General features: G+C 69.7%; 19 protein-coding genes. 12 read left to right on the top strand and 7 right to left on the bottom strand.

Annotation, left to right across the window (positions count from 1 at the left end):
- Nucleotides 1-17 precede the first annotated feature (17 nt).
- Nucleotides 18-254: a DUF6213 family protein gene (locus OG226_RS42245; protein WP_067428106.1), complete on the top strand. Its 237-nt coding sequence runs from the start codon at nt 18-20 to the stop codon at nt 252-254.
- 132 nt (nt 255-386) lie between these two features.
- On the opposite strand, the gene OG226_RS42240 is transcribed toward OG226_RS42245, so the two are convergent.
- Nucleotides 387-893 (bottom strand): transcriptional regulator, encoded by a 507-nt coding sequence (locus OG226_RS42240; protein WP_329352044.1) that lies wholly within the window; start codon nt 891-893, stop codon nt 387-389.
- A gap of 182 nt (nt 894-1,075) precedes the next feature.
- Between OG226_RS42240 and OG226_RS42235 the strand changes: the two genes are divergently transcribed.
- Genes OG226_RS42235 through OG226_RS42225 form a run of 3 tightly spaced genes read left to right on the top strand, consistent with a single transcriptional unit; the run spans nt 1,076 to nt 3,888 of the window.
- Entirely contained in the window at nt 1,076-2,140 is a 1,065-nt protein-coding gene (locus OG226_RS42235; RefSeq protein WP_328684807.1) for a type III polyketide synthase, read from the top strand.
- 4 nt (nt 2,141-2,144) lie between these two features.
- Complete coding sequence (locus OG226_RS42230) at nt 2,145-3,359, top strand: cytochrome P450 (protein ID WP_329352043.1); 1,215 nt, start codon at nt 2,145-2,147, stop codon at nt 3,357-3,359.
- A gap of 7 nt (nt 3,360-3,366) precedes the next feature.
- A complete protein-coding gene (locus OG226_RS42225) occupies nt 3,367-3,888 on the top strand; it encodes a cupin domain-containing protein (RefSeq protein WP_328684805.1) in 522 nt (173 codons plus the stop codon).
- Nucleotides 3,889-4,024: 136 nt separating this feature from the next.
- Here OG226_RS42225 and OG226_RS42220 read toward each other — a convergent pair whose 3' ends face one another.
- Complete coding sequence (locus OG226_RS42220; RefSeq protein ID WP_033278259.1) at nt 4,025-5,254, bottom strand: acyl-CoA dehydrogenase family protein; 1,230 nt, start codon at nt 5,252-5,254, stop codon at nt 4,025-4,027.
- A gap of 171 nt (nt 5,255-5,425) precedes the next feature.
- Here OG226_RS42220 and OG226_RS42215 point away from each other — a divergent pair, with 171 nt between their 5' ends.
- The gene (locus OG226_RS42215; protein WP_019070916.1) at nt 5,426-6,070 is read left to right on the top strand and encodes a TetR family transcriptional regulator; all 645 of its coding nucleotides are present in this window, start codon (nt 5,426-5,428) and stop codon (nt 6,068-6,070) included.
- A gap of 353 nt (nt 6,071-6,423) precedes the next feature.
- On the opposite strand, the gene def is transcribed toward OG226_RS42215, so the two are convergent.
- Entirely contained in the window at nt 6,424-6,969 is a 546-nt protein-coding gene (def, locus tag OG226_RS42210) for a peptide deformylase (protein WP_329352042.1), read from the bottom strand.
- A 154-nt stretch (nt 6,970-7,123) separates the two neighbouring features.
- Between def and OG226_RS42205 the strand changes: the two genes are divergently transcribed.
- The 7 genes from OG226_RS42205 to OG226_RS42175 all read left to right on the top strand — a co-directional run bounded on the left by OG226_RS42205 (nt 7,124) and on the right by OG226_RS42175 (nt 14,848).
- A complete protein-coding gene (locus OG226_RS42205; RefSeq protein ID WP_328684803.1) occupies nt 7,124-8,362 on the top strand; it encodes a Mur ligase family protein in 1,239 nt (412 codons plus the stop codon).
- Between the two features lie 21 nt (nt 8,363-8,383).
- The gene (locus tag OG226_RS42200; protein WP_328684802.1) at nt 8,384-9,112 is read left to right on the top strand and encodes a type 1 glutamine amidotransferase; all 729 of its coding nucleotides are present in this window, start codon (nt 8,384-8,386) and stop codon (nt 9,110-9,112) included.
- A 202-nt stretch (nt 9,113-9,314) separates the two neighbouring features.
- A complete protein-coding gene (locus OG226_RS42195) occupies nt 9,315-10,340 on the top strand; it encodes a 6-phosphofructokinase (protein ID WP_328684801.1) in 1,026 nt (341 codons plus the stop codon).
- 163 nt (nt 10,341-10,503) lie between these two features.
- Entirely contained in the window at nt 10,504-11,454 is a 951-nt protein-coding gene (locus OG226_RS42190) for a cytochrome c oxidase assembly protein (RefSeq protein ID WP_328684800.1), read from the top strand.
- A gap of 77 nt (nt 11,455-11,531) precedes the next feature.
- Nucleotides 11,532-12,809: a PASTA domain-containing protein gene (locus OG226_RS42185; protein ID WP_329352041.1), complete on the top strand. Its 1,278-nt coding sequence runs from the start codon at nt 11,532-11,534 to the stop codon at nt 12,807-12,809.
- 25 nt (nt 12,810-12,834) lie between these two features.
- On the top strand, nt 12,835-14,676 hold the full coding sequence (locus tag OG226_RS42180; protein ID WP_329352040.1) for a serine/threonine-protein kinase: 1,842 nt from the start codon (nt 12,835-12,837) through the stop codon (nt 14,674-14,676).
- A 13-nt stretch (nt 14,677-14,689) separates the two neighbouring features.
- Nucleotides 14,690-14,848 (top strand): hypothetical protein, encoded by a 159-nt coding sequence (locus OG226_RS42175; protein ID WP_019070924.1) that lies wholly within the window; start codon nt 14,690-14,692, stop codon nt 14,846-14,848.
- Nucleotides 14,849-14,854: 6 nt separating this feature from the next.
- Here the strand turns inward: OG226_RS42175 and OG226_RS42170 are convergent, their stop codons facing one another.
- The 4 genes from OG226_RS42170 to OG226_RS42155 all read right to left on the bottom strand — a co-directional run bounded on the left by OG226_RS42170 (nt 14,855) and on the right by OG226_RS42155 (nt 18,957).
- The gene (locus OG226_RS42170) at nt 14,855-16,060 is read right to left on the bottom strand and encodes a sensor histidine kinase (RefSeq protein ID WP_328684797.1); all 1,206 of its coding nucleotides are present in this window, start codon (nt 16,058-16,060) and stop codon (nt 14,855-14,857) included.
- A 67-nt stretch (nt 16,061-16,127) separates the two neighbouring features.
- On the bottom strand, nt 16,128-17,840 hold the full coding sequence (locus OG226_RS42165) for a sodium/solute symporter (protein WP_329352039.1): 1,713 nt from the start codon (nt 17,838-17,840) through the stop codon (nt 16,128-16,130).
- A gap of 5 nt (nt 17,841-17,845) precedes the next feature.
- Nucleotides 17,846-18,205, bottom strand: a complete 360-nt coding sequence (locus OG226_RS42160) for a hypothetical protein (RefSeq protein WP_328684795.1) — start codon at nt 18,203-18,205, stop codon at nt 17,846-17,848.
- Between the two features lie 2 nt (nt 18,206-18,207).
- Nucleotides 18,208-18,957 carry a LytR/AlgR family response regulator transcription factor gene (locus OG226_RS42155; protein ID WP_329352038.1) on the bottom strand — a complete coding sequence of 250 codons (750 nt, stop codon included), beginning with the start codon at nt 18,955-18,957 and terminating at the stop codon, nt 18,208-18,210.
- Between the last annotated feature and the right edge of the window lie 9 nt (nt 18,958-18,966).

Here is an 18,966-nt window from a genome sequence, read left to right as displayed (position 1 = left end):
CGGCTACGATCCCCTCTGTGAACCGCGAAGTGACTCTGCCTCTGATCGTCGACGACCGCGGGACCTTGCAGGTGGCTGCCGCGGATGTCAGCAAGCTTTTGCGTACCGTGGGTGGGCGGTGGCTGCACCTTGTCGAGGCCGGTGAGGAGGGGCTCGATGAGGACACGGTGGCTGCGTTGACGATCGAGCTGGCGAAGTTGGCTGATCGGATCGACGTTGCGTGTATCGCGCATAGCAGTGGGGGCGCGCCGTAGGTGGCTGAGTGCGGCGCCGTCGTGGCTGGTCGCGCGGTTCCCCGCGCCCCTGAGGGGTTGCTCCCAGCGTGTTCCGGAAGCTCGCCTCGTAGGTCCTGAGCAGCACGCTGTACGTGTTCACCACATCCTCGTTCACGCTGCCCGCCTGTACCGCCGCCGTGGCCTTTCGCCCCAGTTCCGGCGAGGCTCGGCGAAGAGATCGAAGAAGCCGCAGGCCTCCTCCGTGAAGGCGTGGTGCTCGCGCCAGGCAGCGGCGATTGTCGCGCAATAGCCGCCCCATTCCGCGAAGTTGGATGTCAGGGCGAGTACCACGTCCGTCGGGTCCGCGTTGAGGGCCGGCCACGCGACATACGCCGGATAGGACTGACAGCCCGGCGAGGGTTCGTAGCTGGTCAGCCGGGTTTCGCTCATGCCGCACGCGTCCGCGAACGCGATCAGCCGCTCCCCTGCCATTGTCTCGCCCGCCGCCAGGAACTCGAAGAAATCCGCTGCCTGCGGGGTGGTCTCCGGGCGTTGCGCCAGATGCAGGAAGGCGCGGCGGTCGGCCGGGATCACCCGGTGTTCCAGGGCCAGGGTTGCGAGGGTTTCTCGGGGGGCGGCACCGGTCTCGATCCGGGCTACCAAAGGGTTGATGGCCATCGCGTCCTTCTTCGGCCGGGGTCCGGATACTGATCCGACCTTTACACAGGGTCCCTGAATTGGAGTAGTCCACCGCGAGATCGTCGTCCTCACGGGTGATCGTGGGTGCACCACCCTCTGAGGTGAACCACCTTCTGACCGGCGGGCGAAGGCCTTCCGGAAGGCGAAAGCAGGGACGGTTCATGGCGACTTTGTGCAAGCCCTCGGTGTCGGTTCCCGAGCACGTGATCACGATGGAGGAGACGCTGGAGCTGGCGCGCTCCCGTCACGCGGACCACCCCAACCTGCCGCTGGCCCTCCGGCTGATCGAGAACACCGGTGTGCGCACCCGGCACATCGTGCAGCCCATCGAGGAGACCCTGAAGCACCCCGGGTTCGAGGACCGCAACCGGATCTACACGGCCGAGGCGAAGGCCCGGGTCCCGTCGGTCGTACAGCGCGCGCTCGACGAGGCGGAGCTCCTCACCACCGACATCGACGTGATCATCTACGTCTCGTGCACGGGCTTCATGATGCCGTCGCTCACGGCCTGGCTGATCAACGAGATGGCGTTCGACGCCACCACCCGCCAGATCCCCATCGCCCAGCTGGGCTGCGCGGCCGGCGGCGCGGCCATCAACCGGGCGCACGACTTCTGCACGGCCTACCCGGACGCCAACGCGCTCATCGTCGCCTGCGAGTTCTGCTCGCTGTGCTACCAGCCGACCGACCTCGGCATCGGCTCCCTGCTCTCCAACGGCCTGTTCGGCGACGGCATCGCCGCCGCGGTGGTGCGCGGGCGCGGCGGCACGGGCATCCAGCTGGAGCGCAACGGGTCGTACCTGATCCCCAAGACCGAAGAGTGGATCATGTACGACGTCCGGGCCACCGGCTTCCACTTCCTGCTGGACAAGCGGGTGCCGGCCACCATGGAGCCCCTCGCGCCGGCGCTCCAAGAGCTCGCGGGTCTGCACGGCTGGGACGCGGCCGACCTGGACTTCTACATAGTCCACGCGGGCGGGCCCCGAATACTCGACGACCTGAGCAAGTTCCTGCAGGTCGACCCGCACGCGTTCCGGTTCAGCCGGGCCACCCTCACCGAGTACGGCAACATCGCCAGCGCCGTCGTCCTGGACGCGCTGCGCCGGCTCTTCGACGAGGGCGGCGCCGAAGACCGGGCACGCGGGCTGCTCGCCGGGTTCGGACCCGGCATCACCGCCGAGATGGCCCTGGGCCGCTGGCACAACGACGACCGAGAGACGGCGTGAGTACGTGACTGAAGAGACGCTCACCGAGACCCTGCCCCCCATCCGGCCCTGGCCGGCCCTCGACCTGACCGGGGTGGACTTCGACCCGGTCCTCGCCAAGCTGATGCGGGAGGGTCCGGTCAACCGGATCAAGCTGCCCAACGGCGAGGGCTGGGCCTGGCTGGTCACCCGGCACGACGACGTGCGGATGGTCACCAACGATCCCCGGTTCAGCCGCGAGGCGGTCATGGACCAGCCGGTGACCCGGCTCGCCCCGCACTTCATCCCGGCCCGCGGCGCGGTCGGGTTCCTCGACCCGCCGGACCACACCCGGCTGCGGCGCTCGGTCGCCCCGGCGTTCACGGCGCGCGGAGTGGAGCGGGTGCGGGAGCAATCCCGGCTGCTGCTCGACGAGTTGATCGACGACGTGCTCCAGCACGGACCGCCGGCCGATCTCACCGAGACGGTGCTGAGCCCCTTCCCCATCGCGGTGATCTGCGAGCTGATGGGCGTCCCGGCCGCCGACCGGCACGGCATGCACACCTGGACCCAGCTCATCCTGTCCTCCTCGCACGGCGCCAAGGTCAGCGAGCAGGCGAAGCAGGAGATGGGCGCGTACTTCGGCGACCTCATCGGTCTGCGGGAGAGCAGCGACGGCGAGGACGTCGCCTCGCTGCTCGGTGCCGCCGTGGGCCGGGAGGAGATCACGCTGGAGGAGGCGGTCGGGCTCGCGGTGCTGCTGCAGATCGGCGGCGAGGCGGTCACCAACAACAGCGGGCAGATGTTCTACCTGCTGCTGACCCGCCCGGATCTCGTCGAACGGCTGCGCGCCGAGCCGGGGTCGAGGCCCCAGGCCATCGACGAACTGCTGCGCTACATCCCGCACCGCAACGCGGTCGGGCTGTCCCGGATCGCCATGGAGGACGTGGAGATCCGCGGGGTGCGGATGCGGGCGGGCGACCCGGTCTACGTGTCGTACCTGGCCGCGAACCGGGACCCGGACGTGTTCCCGGACCCGGACCGGATCGACTTCACGCGCAGCCCGAACCCGCACGTCTCCTTCGGCTTCGGACCGCACTTCTGCCCCGGCAACATGCTGGCGCGGCTGGAGTCCGAACTGCTGGTGGACGCCCTGCTGGACCGGCTGCCGGGGTTGCGGCTCGCCGTACCGGCCGATGAAGTCCCCTTCAAGAAGGGCGCGTTGATCCGCGGGCCCGAGTCACTGCCGGTGACGTGGTGAGGTGTCGATGACCGCGACGGAGGGGTTGCTGGTGCCGCCGGGTCACGGCCGGGTCGTCCAGACGCCGGCGCAGCACGTGACGTTCAAGGTGACCGGCTCGCACTCTCGGACCGCGTCGACCTTCGAGGTGGTGGTGCCGCCGGGCTTCGATGTCGGGGCCCATGTGCACACCCGTAGCGAGGAGTTGTTCTACGTGCTCGAAGGCGAGCTGGATGTCCTCGCCTTCGAGCCGCGGATCCGGACCCCTGACAACTGGCAGCGGTGGGAGTCGAGTTCGGGCACGCGGGTCGTACGGGCGACTCCGGGGACGGTGATCGTCGTACCGCCCGGGTGTCCGCACGCGTTCTCGAACCCCACGGAGACGGCGGCGAAGATGTTTTTCCAGGCGTCTCCGCCGCCGGATCATGAGCGGTATTTCGAGGAGTTGTTGGAGATTCTCGGGGGTGGGGGGCCGCCGGATCTTGTGGCTATCGAGGAGTTGCGGGGGCGGTACGACATCGAGCAGCTGACGCCGTTGAAACACCGGTGATTTTCGTCGGTTCTCTGTCTGCGGCCCGGTGGGGCTGAGCGCGCAGTTCCCCGCGCCCCTAAAACCGCTTGGGCACCCGTGTTTTAAAGGGCACGGGGAACTGCGCGACCAGCCCCCACCGGGCCGCACCCGAAACTCAACGAATCGGCATCCCGGACAACGTCCGCGCGATCACCAGCCGCTGAATCTCACTCGTGCCCTCGAAAATCGTGTAGATCGCGGCATCCCGGTGCATCCGCTCGACCGGATACTCACGGGTGTAGCCGTTGCCGCCCAGGATCTGAATGGCCTGGCCGGTCACCTTCTTCGCCGTTTCGCTCGCGAACAGCTTCGACATCGACCCCTCGGCCGCCGTGAACTGCTTGCCGTTGACGGCCATCCAGGACGCCCGCCACACCAGCAGCCGCGCCGCGTCGATGGACGTCCGCATGTCGGCGAGCTGGAAGGCGACACCCTGGTTGTCGATGATCGGGCGGCCGAACTGCTCGCGGGTCATCGCGTAGTCGAGGGCGACCTCGTACGCGGCGCGGGCCGTGCCGACCGCCATCGCACCGACGGCCGGGCGGGACGCCTCGAACGTGGCCATCGCCGCGTTCTTCACCCGCTCGCCGCCGCCGGCCTTCGCACGCTCACGGGCGCGGGCGAGGCGCTCGTCGAGCTTCTCCTTGCCGCCGAGCAGGCAGGAACCGGGGATGCGTACGTCCTCCAGGACGACCTCGGCGGTGTGCGAGGCGCGGATGCCGTGCTTCTTGAACTTCTGCCCCTGGGACAGGCCCGGCGTGCCCGACGGGACGATGAAGGAGGCGTGGCCCTTGGAGCCGAGATCCGCGTCGACGACCGCGACGACGACGTGGACGTTGGCGATACCACCGTTGGTCGCCCAGGTCTTGGTGCCGTTGAGCACCCACTCGTCCTTGGCCTCGTCGTACACGGCACGCGTGCGCATGGAGGCCACGTCGGAACCGGCGTCGGGTTCGGAGGAGCAGAAGGCGGCGACCTTCACGTCGTTGGCGTCGCCGTACATCTGGGGAATCCAGGTGCCGATCTGCTCCTCGGTGCCGTTGGCGAGGACGCCGACCGCGGCGAGACCGGTGCCGACTATGGAGAGGGCTATGCCCGCGTCGCCCCAGAACAGCTCCTCCATGGCCATCGGGATGCCGAGGCCGGTGGGGTCGAAGTACTGCTGGGCGTAGAAGTCCAGGGAGTAGATGCCGACCTTCGCGGCCTCCTGGATGACCGGCCAGGGAGTCTCCTCACGCTCGTCCCATTCGGCGGCGGCGGGGCGGATGACGTCGGCGGCGAAGCCGTGCAGCCAGTCCCGCACCTCCTTCTGTTCGTCGTTGAGTTCCATGGTGAACTCGGCCATGACTCCTCCAGCAGCGCACTAGCATGTTACTTGCGGTAACGACAGAGTCTGTTACCGACGGGTAGGAAAAGTCAACTCCCGATGACCACTCGGCAGCCCGTTCGAGGCGTTGGGGCCGTTGAGTGTTAGTTTGCGCAGGCGTCACCGATTCAGCACGGGTGGGGAGAGATCATGGACACCACGCAGCGGACCGATCAACAGCGGTCCGCCGACCGCCGACGGCGGGAGTTGTTGGAGGCGGCGGACAGAGTGGTGCTGCGTGATGGTCCGCAGGCCTCGATGAACGCGATCGCCGCGGAAGCGGGTATTACGAAGCCGATTCTGTACCGGCACTTCGGGGACAAGGGTGGACTGTACGCGGCCCTTGCCAAACGGCATACGGATGCCCTGTTGTCCTCGCTGCGGGCGGCGTTGGATGCGCCCGCTGAGCGTCGGGAGCGGGTTGAGGCCACGCTCGACACCTACCTCGCCGCGATCGAGGCGCTTCCTCAGGTGTACCGGTTCCTGATGCATCCCGTGGAGGGTGGGCAGACCGCGGATCAGGGGTTCGACACCGGGAATCACTCCGTTCCGCTGCTCCGGCGTATGGGCGAGGAGTTGGCTCAGGTCATCGAGGAGCGGGTGGATCTTGGACCCAACAGCCAGCAGCTGGCTCGGGTGTGGGGGCATGGGATTGTCGGGATGATGCACGCGGCGGGTGACTGGTGGCTGGGTGAACGGCCTTGCTCCCGGGCTGAGTTGGTGCGGAGTCTGGCTGATCTGTTGTGGGGGCGGTTGGCTGCCGCCGGGGACAAGGTCGGTGGACCGGGGTTCTGACGGTCGTATTCACAGCGCGGGTGCGTGGGGGCTGGTCGCGCAGTTCCCCGCGCCCCTAAAAGCGTCAGCCTGACCGCTATTGGCAGCTGGTCGCGCCCACGCGGCGGAGCCGCACATCGATACAGCCCCGCGCCCCCAAAAGCGTCAGCCACACCGCTATTGGCAGCTGGTCGCGCCCACGCGGCGGAGCCGCACATCGACACAGCCCCGCGCCCCAAAAGAACCTCGCTCACCGGTGCTGAGAGGTGGTCGCGCCCACGCGGCGGAGCCGCACATCAACACAGCCCCGCGCCCCCAAAAGCCTCAGCCACACCGCTATCGGCAACTGGTCGCGCCCACGTGTAAAAAGGGCATCACCCTGGCCGGTGCCAAGAAGCCCCACCCACCTGCCGCATCAAGCGTTTGTGGCGCCAGCCCGTTACGCGGTCCGCGTAGACCGTTCCCTCCACGTGGTCGTACTCGTGTTGAAGGCAGCGAGCGAACCAGCCCGTCCCGTGGACGGTGATCGGGTCTCCGGTCGCCGTGAAGCCCTCGACCACGGCATGGTCGTAGCGCTCCGTTCCCGCCTCAAGGCCCGGCAACGAGAGGCAGCCCTCCGGGCCCCTCAGCACCACACCGTCCGCCTCCACCAGGCGTGGGTTCACCACATGGCCCAGGTGGCGGGCGTCCTCGTCGTCGGGGCAGTCGTAGACGAACACCCGCAAGGACTCGCCTACTTGGTTCGCGGCGAGGCCCACCCCCTGGGCCGCGTACATCGTCGCGAACAAGTCCTCTACGAGGCAGGCGAGTTCCGGGCCGAAGTCTGTTACCTCGGTGCACGGGGTATGGAGCAGGGGGTCGCCGAGCAGGGTGAGGGGACGGACTCGCCCGCGGGCGCCCGGGATGGAGCCGTATCGCATGGGCGCAAGGGTACGGTTCTCTACGGCGCACGCCCGCCGCGAGGGGTTCGCGGTGCCGCGGTTCGGGCACCGATAAGGATCTCGATAGGCTGAGGTCCACACCACGTTGCCGGAGGCAGAGGCGCGGCGCGTACGCAAGGAGGATCGAGAACTGATGGCAGGCAACTCGGACCCGCTCACGCCGCGGGCCAAGCTGGCCGTGACGGCGGGCAAGGCGGTCGCGGCGGCATCGCGTGCCGCGGGGCGGGGCAGCGGATCGGTGATCGGCGGCCGAGTGGCACTCAAACTCGACCCCGACCTGCTCGCCCGGCTCGCACAGAACCTGGACGTGACGCTCGTCTCGGCCACCAACGGCAAGACCACGACGACGCGTTTGATCGCCGAGGCCCTCGGGGCCGCCGGCGAGGTCGTCTCGAACGCGCTCGGCGCCAACATGCCCGCCGGCATCACCTCGGCGCTGGCAGGTGGCTCGGACGCCAAGTTCGGGGTCATCGAGGTCGACGAGAAGTACCTCGCCGGCGTCGCCCGTGACACCGACCCCAAGTGCATCGCCCTGCTCAACCTCTCCCGCGACCAGTTGGACCGCGCGGCCGAGACCCGCATGCTCGCGGAGAACTGGCGTGAGGGGCTGTCGGGTTCCAAGGCCGTCATCGTCGCCAATGCCGACGACCCGTTGGTCGTGTGGGCCGCTTCCTCCTCCCCCAACGTGATCTGGGTCGCCGCCGGGCAGATGTGGAAGGACGACGCCTGGTCCTGCCCGTCCTGCGGTGGCGTGATGCAGCGGCCGGGCGACGACTGGTTCTGCGGCGAGTGCGGATTCCGTCGGCCGACGCCGAGTTGGGCGCTGTCCGGGGACCATGTCCTCGATCCGCACGGCTCCGCCTGGCCCATTCACCTCCAGCTGCCGGGGCGGGCCAACAAGGCCAACGCCGCGTCCTCCGCCGCGGTCGCCGCCGTCTTCGGAGTGCCGCCGCAGGTCGCCCTGGAGCGCATGTACCGGGTGCAGGCCGTCGCCGGACGCTATGACGTCGTCCAGTTCTTGCAGCGCGACCTGCGCCTGCTGCTGGCGAAGAACCCGGCGGGCTGGCTCGAAACGTTCAGCCTGATCGATCCGCCGCCGACCCCGGTGATCCTCTCGGTGAACGCGCGCGGCGCCGACGGCACCGACACCTCGTGGCTCTGGGACGTCGACTACACCCGACTGACCGGCCACCCCATCTTCGTCGTGGGCGACCGCAAGCTGGACCTCGCGGTCCGCCTGGAAGTGGCCAACCAGCACTTCCAGGTCTGCGACAACCTCGACCAGGCCGTGCAGCAGGCGCCGCCCGGCCGGATCGAGGTCATCGCGAACTACACCGCGTTCCAGGACCTGCGCCGCCGCGTCGGCAACTGACACTCAGAGGACGAATTGACCATGAGCGACAACCAGCTGCGTCTGGTGTGGATCTACCCCGACCTGCTGAGCACCTACGGCGACCAGGGCAACGCCCTTGTCGTGGAACGCCGGGCACGGCAGCGCGGTCTCGACGTGGCTCGGCTGGACGTGCGCAGCGACCAGCCCATCCCGACCTCGGGCGACATCTACCTGATCGGCGGTGGCGAGGACCGCCCGCAGCGCCTCGCGGCGGAGCGCCTGCGCCGTGACGGCGGCCTGCACCGGGCCGTCGGCAACGGCGCGATCGTCTTCTCGGTGTGCGCCGGCTACCAGATCCTCGGCCACGAGTTCATCAACGACCTCGGCCAGCGCGAGCCCGGCCTCGGCCTGCTCGACGTGGTGTCGACGCGCGGCGAGGGCGAGCGGTGCGTCGGCGACGTCCTCGGCGACATCGACGCCCGCCTGGGCCTGCCCCAGCTGACCGGCTTCGAGAACCACCAGGGCGTCACGCATCTCGGCCCCACCGCCCGCCCGTTCGCGCAGGTGCGGCTGGGCAAGGGCAACGGCACGGGCGACGGCACGGAGGGCGCGTACAACGACACGGTGTTCGGGACGTACATGCACGGGCCCGTGCTCGCCCGCAACCCGCTGATCGCGGACCTGCTGCTGAAGCTGGCCCTCGATGTCAACGCGCTGCCGCCCATCGACGACCGCTGGTACGAGGCGCTCCGCAAGGAGCGCATCAGCGCAGCTCAGCAGCCTGCCTGACCCCGGTCCGAGGGCGGGTGTCCATCTCCTCTTCGGATACCGGAAACCAGCCCGTCTGACGGCTCGTCCGCGCAGGTGAGCGGGGTCGTCCAGCAGGCGGACGCACGCTACGACCCCGCCCCCTTCTGCCGCTAGGGTGGCGGGGTTCATACCGGACAACGTGGTCCGGTCCCGGTCCACGTCGAGAAGGTTCTTTCGGGCTATGCGCATTGGTGTCCTCACGTCCGGCGGCGACTGCCCCGGCCTGAACGCCGTCATCCGGTCCGTCGTGCACCGCGCCGTCGTCGACCACGGCGACGAGGTCATCGGCTTCCGGGACGGCTGGAAAGGCCTCCTGGAGTGCGACTACCTCAAGCTCGACCTCGACGCGGTGAGCGGCATCCTCGCTCGCGGCGGCACCATCCTCGGCTCCTCCCGCGTCCAGCCCTCCCAGCTCCGGGACGGCGTCGAGCGGGCCCGAGGCCATGTCGAGGAACTCGGCCTCGACGCGATCATCCCGATCGGCGGCGAGGGCACGCTCAAGGCGGCCAAGCTGATGTACGACGCCGGTCTCCCGGTCGTCGGCGTCCCCAAGACCATCGACAACGACATCGCCGTCACGGACGTCACCTTCGGCTTCGACACGGCCGTAGGTGTCGCGACCGAGGCGCTCGACCGGCTCAAGACCACCGCCGAGTCCCACCAGCGCGTCCTCGTCGTGGAGGTCATGGGCCGCCACACCGGCTGGATCGCGCTCCACTCCGGCATGGCGGCCGGCGCCCACGCCATCGTCGTACCTGAACGGCCCTTCGACATCGAGGAGTTGGCGGCGCGGGTCGGCGAACGCTTCGCAGCGGGCAAGAGGTTCGCGATAGTGGTCGCGGCGGAGGGCGCCAAGCCGCGGGCGGGGTCCATGGACTTCGACGAGGGCAAGAAGGACGTCTACGGTCACGAGCGCTTCGCCGGGATCGCGCGGCAGCTCTCCATCGAGCTGGAGGAACGGCTCGGCAAGGAAGCGCGGCCGGTGATTCTCGGGCATGTGCAGCGTGGGGGTACGCCGACCGCGTACGACCGCGTGCTCGCCACTCGGTTTGGGTGGCATGCGGTGGAGGCCGCGCATCGGGGCGAGTTCGGGAAGATGACCGCGCTTCGGGGGACCGACATCGTGATGGTGTCGTTGGCGGATGCGGTGGAGACGTTGAAGACCGTGCCCGCTGATCGGTATGAAGAGGCCGAGTGCGTGCTCTGAGCGTTTTTTAGGTGATTCGTCGGGTGCGGGTGCGTGGGGGCTGGTCGCGCAGTTCCCCGCGCCCCCAGGGAGTCACACCGCCCCCGGTCACAGAGGTGACCGGGGGCGGTTCTACTCTGGTGCGGACAGATGACCCACACCCCCACGAATCAGGAGCCGTTCGATGGATCACGGCGGGCACGGTATGACCATGGATCTGCCGCCGTTCACCTTGGCGCGCGGGCTTGAGTGGTCGGCCGACCCGTTTTTCCTCACCGCTTGCCTGGTCGGGCTCGGGCTGTACGGCTGGGGGGTCGTGCGGTTGCGGCGGCGGGGGGACTCGTGGCCTGTGGGGCGGACGATCTCCTTCGTCATCGGTGTGCTGACCATCGGGCTGGTGATGTGCACCAAGCTCAACGACTACGGCATGGTCATGTTCAGCGTGCACATGGTGCAGCACATGGTCATCAGCATGTTGACGCCGATCCTGTTGCTGCTCGGCGCTCCGGTCACCCTGGCGTTGCGCGCGCTGCCCCCGGCGGCCCGGGGTCGCAAGGGGCCTCGCGAGCTGCTGTTGATGTTCCTGCACAGCCGGTACATGAAGATCATCACGCATCCCGCGTTCACGATCCCGCTGTTCATCGCGAGCCTGTACGCGCTGTACTTCACGCCGATCTTCGATTTCCTGATGGGGTCGAAGACCGGGCACATCGCGATGATGGTGCACTTCCTCGCCGTGGGTGTGGTGTTCTTCTGGCCGATCATGGGTGTGGACCCGGGGCCGAGTCGGCCCGGTTATCTGATGCGGATGCTGGAGCTGTTCGCCGGGATGCCGTTCCACGCGTTCTTCGGCATCGCGTTGATGATGGCGTCGGAGCCGATGGTCCAGACGTTCAAGAACCCGCCCGCCTCGCTCGGCATCGACGCGCTCTCCGATCAGAACGCGGCCGGCGGTATCGCCTGGGCGTTCAGCGAGGTCCCGTCCGTGCTGGTGCTGATCGCCCTGCTGTTCCAGTGGTACAGCTCGGAACAGCGGCAGGCCAAGCGCCAGGACCGGGCCGCCGACCGGGACGGCGACAAGGAACTTGAGGCGTACAACGCCTATTTGGCCTCATTGAACACACGAAGCAATTGAACACATGCGGCAACTGAACGGAAATTTCGTTCAGTAGCATGAGCGCGATGGGGGAACCGCCACCGGGGGGAGCGGTAATGACATTTCGCGCTGTTCTGCAAAGGACCGGAATTTCGATCGTCCGCAGGATCGCCCTGCTGCTCGGCTGCGTGCTGGTCGTGAGCGGGCTGAGCGGATGCGGCGGGGGCGCACATTCGTCCGCCGTGCAGGCGGTCGCCGCCCGAGTTCCGTCACTCGCGCCTTTCTTCGACGAGAAACAGGGACTGGGTCAGGACGCCGCAGTGCGCTCGATGCCCGTGCGGGGCAGCTTGCAGCAGGGAGACACGCCTGGGCTGTACGGGGGCACCAAGAAGCCGACCGTCTGTGACGTGGCGAAGCTCAAGAGGTTTCTGACCGATCCCGCGAATCGTCCGAAGGCCGTTGCCTGGTCGGGCGTACTGGGTATCACCACGGACCGGATACCGGCCTATCTGGATCGGCTCACACCCGTACTCCTGCGTCACGACACTCTCGTACAGAACCACGACTACAAAAAGGGAAAGGCCACGCCCTACAACTCCCTTCTCCAGGCGGGAATCGCGATTCTCGTCGACGAGCAGGGGGAACCCGCCGCGAAGTGCTCCTGCGGAAATCCACTGCGCCCCTTCAAGGGCGACGCGAGCCGCATTTCCGTCAAGTTCGCGGACGGCAACGAGAAGTGGAACGGATATCACCCGTCCTCGGTCGTGGCCGTGCGTCCGGCGCCGCGGAAGGTGGAGGGGCTCGCGCTCGTCGACGTCGACGATCCCGACACCGGCATCACGCGTCCGGTCGGTACGACGGGCAGGCACGACACCACCTTCGACGCCCGGCAGCAGCGCGCCGTGCCCGACCTCGCGGGGGCGACGTTCGGGGACGCGCGGCGGCAACTGGTGAGCAGGGGGCTGGCCACCGGATACAGCGGGAGTGCACCGCCGCCCGACGACGCGCGGGTCACGGCTACCGATCCGCCCGCCGGGACCGAGATGCGGTTCGGGGAGTACGTGCTGCTGAGCGTGGCCGGTGGGACGAGCGGGGGCGCTCCTTCCACTCCCCCGGGTCCGACGACCTCCGGGCCCACGCTGGCTCCACCGACGTCCGCGGCACCGCCCTCGACGACCGCACCAGCACCGCCCACGTCCTCGTCGGCGCCACCGTCCTCCCCCACGAACGACCCGCCGCCGTCGAGCGGTTCGCCTACGACCGGTTCGCCCTCGGTGGTGTCCCACTCGCCCCCGCCGAGCGCACCGGTCACCAGCAGCGCGCCCGTCACCGCCGGCGCCTCCATGACGACCGGCACGCCCATCGCCGCCACCGCCACCACGACCGAGACGTGACGCAGCCCCGGAAGGAGGAGTCCGGATGCCACAGGGATCGCCGACCTCGGGGGTGGGCCGGGTCATCGCCGGCCGTTATCTCCTGCTGAACCGGCTGGGCAGTGGCGGGATGGGACATGTGTGGCTCGCACATGACCAGCGGCTGGCCTGTGAAGTCGCGCTCAAGGAGATCGTGTTCAGCAACCCGGCCTACGCCGACGCCGAACGGGAGGCCCGGGTGGCGCGTGCCCGGGCCGAGGCACGGAACGCGGCGGGGTTGCGCGGACACCCCCATGTGGTGACCGTCCATGACGTGCTGGAGCACGAGGGGCTGCCCTGGATCGTCATGGAGTACGTGGCGGACGCCGTGGACCTGCGCGACATGGTCGGCCGGTACGGCTCCCTGGCCCCGGCGGAGTGCGCCCGCATCGGGCTCGCCGTACTCGACGCGCTGACCGCCGGGCACCAGCGGGGCGTGATGCACCGAGACGTGAAACCGGCGAACATCCTGCTCGCGCCGGACCGCACCGGTTCGCCGTACGCCCGCGTCCTGCTCACCGACTACGGCATCTCCGTGCAGCCGGACGCCGGGGAGACGCGGTACACGCTGACGTCCGTGCTCGTCGGTACGGCGGGTTATCTGGCGCCGGAACGGGCCACGGGCGGGCCGCCGACCGCCGCCGCCGACCTGTTCTCGCTGGGGTGCACGCTCTACCACGCCGTCGAGGGCCACGGCCCTTTCGTGCGCGAGACCCCGCTCGCGGAGATCACCGCGGTGGTCATGGAGGACCCGCTGCCCCCGGTCCGCGCGGGCGCCCTGGCCCCGGTGCTCCACGCGATGCTGGAGAAGGATCCGCTACGGCGGATTCCGGCGGCGGAGGCCGAGGCGGCGCTGGCGCGGATCGTTACGCCGCGGACGGACCCGGGGGCGGGGGCGGGATCGTATGCCCGGACCCAGACCGACCTGGGTTCGCAGTCGCCGTGGGAGGGCCGAGCGGCGCCGTTCGTCGCCGGGCCGCCTCCCTCGCACTCTCCTGGCGGCCGACGCCGTCGCCCACGTCCCCGGCTCCTCCAGGCCGCCCTCGCGTGCCTGCTCGGGCTCGCCCTCGCCCTGGGCGGCGTCTGGTACGCCATGGCCCACCAGTCGTCCGGCGACAACACGAGCGCGAAGAAGGACAGTTCGCCGTACGGCAGTACCGTCGGGCTCTCCGCGGCGCTCAAGGACGGCGACTGTGTCACCGCCGACTGGCCCGGTGGGAAGCGGTTCGAGAGGACGCCACGGCTCGCCGTCGACCCCACCTGTCGGAACTCGGTGCCCGACGGGCAGGTGATGGCGTTGGTCCCCACCGCGTCCGCGGGCGAGGCGCGCGAGGTCGGGGCGGACCGGTGTGCGCAGCGGACGCGGGAGATGCGGGAGAAGCTCGCGGACGTGCGGGGCTTCGCCGTCGTACCGACCGACGCGGGTTTCGAGGCGGCCGGGCATCGCACCGCGTGTCTGGTGCTGGGCGCGCACGGGCCGGTCTACGGGCCGCTCGGCAGCCGTCGCGCCTTCGGGTCGGCGTTCGCGGACACGTCGACGATGCAGAAGCGGGACTGTCTGGCCGTGCCCTCGGACCGGGCCGCGAGCCTGGTCTCCTGCACCGGTGAGCATGATCAGGAAGTGCTCGGGTTCACCCGGTTGGGCGCTGGCGTCACGCTGGCCCAGGCGCGTACGGAATCGGACGCCGCGTGTGCCCGGGACGTCCCGCCGGCCGACTACGGCTTCGATCCGTCGGTCTACGAGGCGGCCTCCTGGACGAGTCAGGGACCGTGGAAGTCGGGCACACATTTCGTCGTGTGCGCCGTTCGGAGGCAGAACGGGGGCACCATGGAGGGGAACGAACCATGAGGAGGGTGTTGCGATGCCCGGTTCCACGAAGACCATGGGGGTGATCACCGTCGGCGGTCTGGTGGTGGTGACGGCCTACACGGTGGCGCTCGGGAGTAACGGCTGGCTGTGGTTCGGCTGGGTCGTGCTCGGGCTGATCACCCTCGGGATGGTGGCCACGCGCAGCACCTGACCCCCGCTACGGCTCACTCCGCCGGCTCGCCGAGTGCACGCCCGGCTGGTACTTCGGCAGCCGGGCGGTGATCTTCATGCCCGCTCCCACGGCGGTCTCGATGACGAGGCCGTAGTCGTCGCCGTAGACCTGGCGGAGCCGGTCGTCGACGTTGGACAGGCCGATGCCGCCCGAGGGGCTGACCTCGCCCGCGAGGATGCGGCGGAGCAGGTCGGGGTCCATGCCGGTGCCGTCGTCCTCGATGACGACGAGTGCCTCGGCGCCCGCGTCCTGCGCGGTGATGCTGATCCGGCTCTTGTCGGCCTTGCCTTCGAGGCCGTGCTTCACGGCGTTCTCGACCAGGGGCTGCAGGCAGAGGAACGGGAGCGCTACCGGCAGTACCTCGGGCGCGATCTGCAGGGTGACCGAGAGGCGTTCGCCGAAGCGGGCGCGGACGAGCGCCAAATAGTGGTCGATGGCGTGGAGTTCGTCGGCGAGGGTGGTGAAGTCGCCGTGCCTGCGGAACGAGTAGCGGGTGAAGTCGGCGAATTCCAGGAGCAGTTCGCGGGCGCGTTCGGGGTCGGTGCGGACGAAGGACGCTATCACCGCGAGCGAGTTGAAGATGAAGTGCGGGGAGATCTGGGCCCGAAGTGCCTTGATCTCGGCCTCGATCAGGCGGGTGCGGGACTGGTCCAGATCCGCCAGCTCAAGTTGTACGGAGACCCAGCGGGCCACCTCTCCGGCGGCTCGGACCAGCACTGCCGACTCGCGCGGTGCACCGGCGACCAGCGCGCCGTGGACCCGGTCGTCGACGGTGAGCGGGGCGACCACCGCCCAGCGCAACGGGCAGTCGGGGGCGTCGCAGTTGAGCCGGAACGCCTCGCCCCGGCCGGTCTCCAGCGGGCCCGCGAGCCGTTCCATGATCTCGGCCCGGTGATGGTCGCCGACGCCGTCCCAGGCGAGGACCTGCTTCTGGTCGGTCAGGCACAGCGCGTCGGTGCCGAGCAGTGTGCGCAGTCTCCGGGCGGAACGGCGGGCCGTCTCCTCGGTGAGGCCTGCGCGCAGCGGGGGCGCGGCGAGGGACGCGGTGTGCAGGGTCTGGAAGGTGGCGTGCTCGACCGGGGTGCCGAGCCCGCCGAGGCTCTCGGGGCGTGCGGTGTGCCGGCCGAGCCAGAACCCGGCGGCCAGCAACGGGAGTACGGCGACGCAGAGGCCGGCCAGGAATCCACTCATGTGGCCTCCTCCGCAAGGCAGTTGGACGATCCACCCATGGCGGCGCCGAAGCCGCGCCCGGACTCCGTCACGCCTTCACCTCCGCCCTCAGCTCCTCCGGCAGATGGAACCGCGCCAGGATCGCCGCCGTTCCCGTCGGCACCCGGCCCGGGGTCGCCAGGGACACCAGCACCATCGTGAGGAACCCCAGCGGCACCGACCAGAGCGCGGGCCAGGCGAGCAGGGCGTGCAGGGGGCCGGTGCCCGGGAAGCCCGCCATGGTCGCGGCCACCGCGACGAACGCCGACCCGCCGCCGACCAGCATCCCGGCCGCCGCACCGGGCGGGGTGAGCCGTGTCCACCAGATGCCGAGGACCAGCAACGGGCAGAAGGAGGACGCCGACACGGCGAACGCGAGTCCCACCGCGTCGGCGACGGGCAGCCCGCCGACGAGGACGCTCGCCACCAGCGGTACGGCCATGGCGAGAACCGTGCCGAGCCTGAAGTGCCGTACGCCGCGCGACGGAAGGACGTCCTGGGTGAGGACCCCGGCGACGGCCATGGTCAGTCCCGAGGCGGTGGACAGGAACGCGGCGAAGGCTCCGCCCGCGACCAGTGCGCCGAGCAGATCGCCGCCGACGCCGCCGATCATGCGGTCGGGCAGCAGGAGTACGGCCGCGTCGGCGTCGCCGGTGAGGGTGAGTTCGGGGGTGTACAGGCGGCCGAGGGCGCCGTAGACGGGCGGGAGGAGGTAGAAGGCGCCGATCAGGCCGAGGACGGCGACCGTGGTGCGGCGGGCGGCTACGCCGTGCGGGCTGGTGTAGAAGCGGACGACGACGTGCGGCAGGCCCATGGTGCCGAGGAAGGTGGCGAGGATGAGGCCGTAGGTCGCGTACAGCGGGCGTTCCTCGCGGCTCGCGGCCAATGAAGTCGACATGCCGCCGTTGGTGCCGCGGTCGGCGACGGGGACGGGGGCGCCCTTGGCGAAGGTGAGGCGGGTGCCGCGCTCGATGTGGTGGGTGCCGGCGGGGAGTTGGAGCTTCGCGTCGTCGTGGGTGTGGCCGTCGACCTTGCCGGTCACTGTGACCGTGAGGGGTCGGTCGAGCCTGAGGTCGAGTGTCTCGTCGACCCGAACCGCCCGCTGTTCGCGGAACGTCGCCGGTTCCTCGAAGGCGTGCCGGGGTGCTCCGTCGCTCTGCCAGGCGAGGATCAGGAAGAGGGCGGGGACGAGCAGCGCGGTGAGCTTCAGCCAGTACTGGAAGGCCTGCACGAAGGTGATGCTGCGCATGCCGCCGGCCGCGACGGTGGCGACCACGACGACCGCCACGATCAGTCCGCCGAGCGAGTCGGGTGCGCCGGTGAGGACCGTCAACGTGAGCCCGGCGCCCTGGAGTTGGGGCAGCAGGTACAGCCAGCCCACTCCGACGACGAAGGCTCCCGCGAGGCGTCGTACGGCGTGCGAGGCGAGGCGGGCCTCGGCGAAGTCGGGGAGGGTGTAGGCGCCGGAGCGGCGCAGGGGCGCGGCGACGAACAGCAGGAGGACCAGGTATCCGGCCGTGTAGCCGACCGGGTACCAGAGCATGTCGGGGCCCTGCACGAGGACCAGGCCGGCGATGCCCAGGAACGAGGCCGCGGAGAGGTATTCGCCGCTGATGGCGGCCGCGTTGAGGCGGGGGCCGACGGTGCGGGAGGCGACGTAGAAGTCGGAGGTGGTGCGGGAGATGCGCAGGCCGAAGGCGCCGACGAGGACCGTCACCACGACGACGAGGGCGACCGCCGGTACCGCGTAACCGGAGTTCACCCGGCTCAGCGGTCCTCGACGAGGCGGACGAAGTCGCGTTCGTTGCGTTCGGCTCGGCGCACGTACCAGAGGGCGAGCAGGACGAGCGGGGCGTAGAGGCAGAAGCCGAGGACGAGCCATTCGAGGCGGTGGGAGTCCGGGGTCGCCGCGAAGACGAGGGGCAGCGGGCCGACCAGGAGGACGAGGACCGCGAACACCGTGAGGGCGGCGCGGAGTTGGGTGCGCATGAGGGAGCGGACGTAGGTGTGGCCGAGGGTGGTCTGTTCGTCGATCTCGGTGCGGGGGCGGGAGTAGCCGGAGGCGCGGCGGGTGCGGCGGGGCGGGGCGGTGACAACAACCCTGCGTTCGGTGGGGTCCTGAGGCACCGTCAGGACCTCCGCATCAGCAGGTCGCGCAGTTCGCGGGTGTGGCGGCGGCTGACCTGGAGTTCCTCGCCGCCCACGAGAACACTCACCGTGCCCGCGTCCAGGCGGAGTTCGCCGATGTGGCGCAGGGCGACGAGGTGGCGGCGGTGGATGCGGATGAAGCCGCGGGCGCGCCAGCGGTCCTCCAGGGTGGACACCGGGATGCGGACGAGGTGGCTGCCCCGGTCGGTGTGCAGGCGGGCGTAGTCGCCCTGGGCCTCGACGTGGGTGATGTCGTCGACGGCCACGAAGCGGGTGACGCCGCCGAGTTCGACGGCGATGTGGTCGGGGTCGGGTTCGTGCACGGGTATCCGCGGTGCGGAGCCGCCGAGTTCGGCCGCCCGGCGCACCGCCTCGGCGAGCCGTTCCTTGCGGACGGGTTTCAGCACGTAGTCAACTGCCTTGAGATCGAAGGCCTGTACGGCGAAGTCCTCGTGCGCGGTGACGAACACGACGAGCGGCGGCTGCGCGAACCCCGTCAACAGCCGTGCCATGTCGAGCCCGTCGAGGCCGGGCATCTGGATGTCGAGGAACACGACGTCGATCGCCTCCGGGCCGTCCGGGCCTGATTCCAGGGCCCTGTTGATACGGCGCAGCGCCTCGGTCGCGTCGCCCGCGCCCTCCGCGCTGCCGATGCGTGGATCGGCGTTGAGCAGGTAGAGCAGCTCCTCCAGCGAGGGGCGTTCGTCGTCGACGGCGAGGGCGCGCAGCATGAAGGTGGA

This window comes from Streptomyces sp. NBC_01261 (genome assembly GCF_036226385.1).
In the GTDB taxonomy this organism is placed as follows: domain Bacteria; phylum Actinomycetota; class Actinomycetes; order Streptomycetales; family Streptomycetaceae; genus Streptomyces.
The sequence above is the reverse complement of the archived record's forward strand: the minus strand, read 5'-3'. Positions and strand labels throughout refer to the sequence as shown.

What these genes read in the sequence shown, in the direction of transcription:
- OG226_RS42240 (WP_329352044.1), bottom strand. Translation starts at nt 893, where the DNA reads ATGGCCATCAACCCTTTGGTAGCCCGGATCGAGACCGGTGCCGCCCCC.
- OG226_RS42235 (WP_328684807.1), top strand. Translation starts at nt 1,076, where the DNA reads ATGGCGACTTTGTGCAAGCCCTCGGTGTCGGTTCCCGAGCACGTGATC.
- OG226_RS42225 (WP_328684805.1), top strand. Translation starts at nt 3,367, where the DNA reads ATGACCGCGACGGAGGGGTTGCTGGTGCCGCCGGGTCACGGCCGGGTC.
- OG226_RS42220 (WP_033278259.1), bottom strand. Translation starts at nt 5,254, where the DNA reads ATGGCCGAGTTCACCATGGAACTCAACGACGAACAGAAGGAGGTGCGG.
- OG226_RS42215 (WP_019070916.1), top strand. Translation starts at nt 5,426, where the DNA reads ATGGACACCACGCAGCGGACCGATCAACAGCGGTCCGCCGACCGCCGA.
- def (WP_329352042.1), bottom strand. Translation starts at nt 6,969, where the DNA reads ATGCGATACGGCTCCATCCCGGGCGCCCGCGGGCGAGTCCGTCCCCTC.
- OG226_RS42205 (WP_328684803.1), top strand. Translation starts at nt 7,124, where the DNA reads ATGGCAGGCAACTCGGACCCGCTCACGCCGCGGGCCAAGCTGGCCGTG.
- OG226_RS42200 (WP_328684802.1), top strand. Translation starts at nt 8,384, where the DNA reads ATGAGCGACAACCAGCTGCGTCTGGTGTGGATCTACCCCGACCTGCTG.
- OG226_RS42195 (WP_328684801.1), top strand. Translation starts at nt 9,315, where the DNA reads ATGCGCATTGGTGTCCTCACGTCCGGCGGCGACTGCCCCGGCCTGAAC.
- OG226_RS42190 (WP_328684800.1), top strand. Translation starts at nt 10,504, where the DNA reads ATGGATCACGGCGGGCACGGTATGACCATGGATCTGCCGCCGTTCACC.
- OG226_RS42185 (WP_329352041.1), top strand. Translation starts at nt 11,532, where the DNA reads ATGACATTTCGCGCTGTTCTGCAAAGGACCGGAATTTCGATCGTCCGC.
- OG226_RS42180 (WP_329352040.1), top strand. Translation starts at nt 12,835, where the DNA reads ATGCCACAGGGATCGCCGACCTCGGGGGTGGGCCGGGTCATCGCCGGC.
- OG226_RS42175 (WP_019070924.1), top strand. Translation starts at nt 14,690, where the DNA reads ATGCCCGGTTCCACGAAGACCATGGGGGTGATCACCGTCGGCGGTCTG.
- OG226_RS42170 (WP_328684797.1), bottom strand. Translation starts at nt 16,060, where the DNA reads ATGAGTGGATTCCTGGCCGGCCTCTGCGTCGCCGTACTCCCGTTGCTG.
- OG226_RS42155 (WP_329352038.1), bottom strand. Translation starts at nt 18,957, where the DNA reads ATGCTGCGCGCCCTCGCCGTCGACGACGAACGCCCCTCGCTGGAGGAG.